General features: G+C 59.8%; 2 protein-coding genes. Both read right to left on the bottom strand.

The annotated features are described in order from the left end of the window. Window positions 1-1426 (bottom strand): phospholipase D-like domain-containing protein (locus ACM62R_RS15295; RefSeq protein WP_415184910.1); only part of this gene is annotated, 1426 nt, incomplete at its 3' end. A 132-nt stretch (window positions 1427-1558) separates the two neighbouring features. After that, on the bottom strand, window positions 1559-3123 hold a 1565-nt coding region (locus ACM62R_RS15290), incomplete at its 5' end, for a phosphoenolpyruvate carboxykinase (RefSeq protein WP_415184909.1).

The raw sequence follows: 3123 nt of genomic DNA, 5'->3' as shown, positions 1-3123 counted from the left end.
CATAGGCGCGGTCTTCGATGGCGGCGTTGAAGATCTCGGCCAGATCGGCGGCCATTTCGGGCGAGTGGATCACCACCCCCATTTCGGTATTCAGCCACAACGAGCGCGGATCAAAGTTGAGCGAGCCGATAAAGACACGGGCGCGGTCTGCCGAAAACACCTTTGCATGCAGTTTGTTGCGGGAATAGGGCGAGGTGCCTTTGCGGCGGCGGCCCAGCAGATCCAGTTTGTGCTCAGGGTCGCGGCGCGGCGCGTTTTCCCCCGCGTATTCATATAGCTGGATACCGGCACGCAGCAGCGGTTTGCGGCGGTGGGCATAACCTGCATGAACAATGCCCACATCACTGACCGCCAGCGCATTGGTCAGGATACGCACCCGCACCCCACCCGTTGCAATCTTTGCCAGCGCCCGCACGCCAGTGGCCGTTGGCACCAGATAAGGCGAAATCACATCCAGTTCGCGCGCAGGCGTTCCCAATGCGCGCAGCAGATAAGGCCATAGCAAATCCCGGTCACGCGCGCGGCCTTCGGCCTTGTTGGGGGCGTCGACCAGCAATTCGGCCTCTACCCAGCGAAACCCCGCATCGGGTTGATCCAGGCGAGGCAGAAATGGGGTTTCGGCCAGTGCTGCGCTGTAGGTCGCAGCCTGGGGTTTTGCCAGCAATTCGCGGCGGGCGCGCACCAGGGCCCTTGCGCGCGCTGGGCGCAACGGATGCAGAACATGGCGCGCCGGCACCGCCAGGGGCGAGGCCCAGTAGGCATCGAACTGCGCCGAAACGTCCGCTACGACAGGCCCAGCGGCGACAATGTCCAGATCCATGAACATGCCGCTGGCAAAATCGTTGAAATAATCGTCTGCAATGTTGCGCCCACCCAAGATGGCGAGTGTTGCATCAAACACCATCGCCTTGTTGTGCATCCGCCGATTGAGGCGGGCAAAATCCAGAAGGTAGCCCAAGGTCCGCATCCGGCGCATCGGGAACGGGTTGAACAGGCGCAGCTCGATATTGGGATGGGTGACAAAATGGGCCAGCGTGTCATCCATTCCGGCGGTGGTGTTGTCATCCAGCAGCAGGCGCACGCGCACGCCACGGTCGGCGGCATCGAACAATGCGCCCAAAAGCATCAGACCGGCGGTATCGCGACGCCACATGTAGTATTGCACGTCGATGCTGGAGGTCGCCGCACCCGTCAGTTCCAACCGCGACGCCAGCGCATCCAGCGGATCATAAAGGGTATGGATGCCGGTAAGGTCGGGGTGTTGCGTTAGCGCAGGGGCAAGAGCGTGGGGCAACGGCGCGCCCGGTGGCGGGGTCAGCGTCGTGCTGTTTGTGCGTGGCTGTGCGACAAGATGGCGAAACCGCCGACGCAAAGTCCAAAGCGCGGCAGATGTAACGACGGAAAGAAGGATCAGGCCCAAAACCATGGCGTTATCCAAAAGCGGAATATGGTGACTATGGCCGGGAAAGGATGCCAGTGCAAACGGCGGTAGCGCCCAAAAGGCAACGGGCCGGGGCGTAAAAGCCCCGGCCCATATCAAATCCTGATCAGGTCACGCTTAGCCGATAGCGGCGGCTTTTACGTCATCGTCGATATAGGGGACGTACTGTGCAAAATTGGCTGAGAACATCTCGACCAGTTTTGTGGCCTGCGCGTCATAGGCGGCCTTGTCACCCCAGGTATCGCGCGGGCTTAAAAGGGTGGTGTCCACGTCAGGCACCGCGACCGGCACGTCAAAGCCAAAATTCGGATCCTTGCGGAACTGGACGTTGCCCAGCGACCCGTCAAGGGCGGCGGTCAGCAGCGCGCGGGTGGCCTTGATCGGCATCCGCTTGCCGACGCCATAGGCACCGCCGGTCCAGCCGGTGTTGACCAGCCAGCAGATCGACCCGAACTGCGCGATCTTTTCCTGAAGCAGCTTCCCATATACCTCTGGGCGCCGGGGCATGAATGGGGCGCCAAAGCAGGTGGAAAAGGTAGGAATCGGCTCGGTCACGCCAACCTCTGTCCCTGGGGTTTTTGAGGTAAAGCCCGACAGGAAGTGGTACATCGCCTGTGCCGAGGTCAGCCGCGCAATTGGCGGCAGGACGCCATAAGCATCACAGGTCAGCATGATGATGTTTTTAGGATGGCCGCCCAGCGAAGTTCCTGATGCGTTCGAGATATAATCAAGCGGATAGGCGCAACGCATGTTGTCGGTAAGAGAGTTGTCCGCAAAGTCCAGTTCCAGCGTGTCGGGGTCGAACGTCATGTTTTCGACAACCGTGCTGAACTTTGAACAGGTGGCGTAGATTTCAGGCTCGGCCTTGGGGTCCAGGTTGATGGTCTTGGCGTAGCAGCCACCTTCAAAGTTGAAAGTGCCCCGGTCAGACCAGCCGTGTTCATCGTCACCGATCAGGGTGCGCGATGGGTCAGCAGACAGCGTGGTCTTGCCGGTCCCCGAGAGGCCGAAGAAAATGGCCGTGTCGTCGGTATTGCCAATCGCGTGGTTGGCTGAACAATGCATGGCCATCACATCCTTGCCGGGAAGGATGTAATTAAGAAGCGTAAAGACTGACTTCTTGTTCTCACCCGCATAGGCGGTATTGCCGATCAGGATCAGCTTTTTCGCGAAATTGAGCGCAACGATTGTTTCACTGCGGCATCCGTGGCGGGCCGGGTCGGCCTTGAACGAGGGGCAGTTGATAATGGTGTATTCCTGCACGAAGCCCGACAACTCGGCCGCATCGGGGCGGCGTAGCATGTGGCGGCTGAAAAGCCCGTGCCATGCCAGTTCGGTAATGACGCGCACATCCAGCCGTTCAACCGGATCCGCGCCCGCGTAGAGATCCTGCACAAAGAAATCGCGGCCCTTCATGTGGTCAAGCATATCGGCGTGCAGAATGTCGAAATGCTCAGGATCCATGGGAGAGTTGTTTTCCCACCAGATCGTGTCTTCGACGTCGGGGGTGCGCACGACAAACTTGTCTTTGGGCGACCGGCCTGTGTGCTTGCCCGTGGTGCAATAGAATGCACCGCCCTTGCCCAACGTTCCTTCATCGCGCAGCAGCGCGGCTTCTACCAGCGCTGGCTCAATCAGGTTGTAATAGACATTGCCCAGTCCAGTGATGCCCTGATCTTCCA

The organism is Phaeovulum sp., from assembly GCF_047638075.1.
Taxonomy (GTDB): domain Bacteria; phylum Pseudomonadota; class Alphaproteobacteria; order Rhodobacterales; family Rhodobacteraceae; genus UBA6197.
Note: the sequence above shows the minus strand (reverse complement) of the source record. Positions and strands in the feature narration are given on the sequence as shown.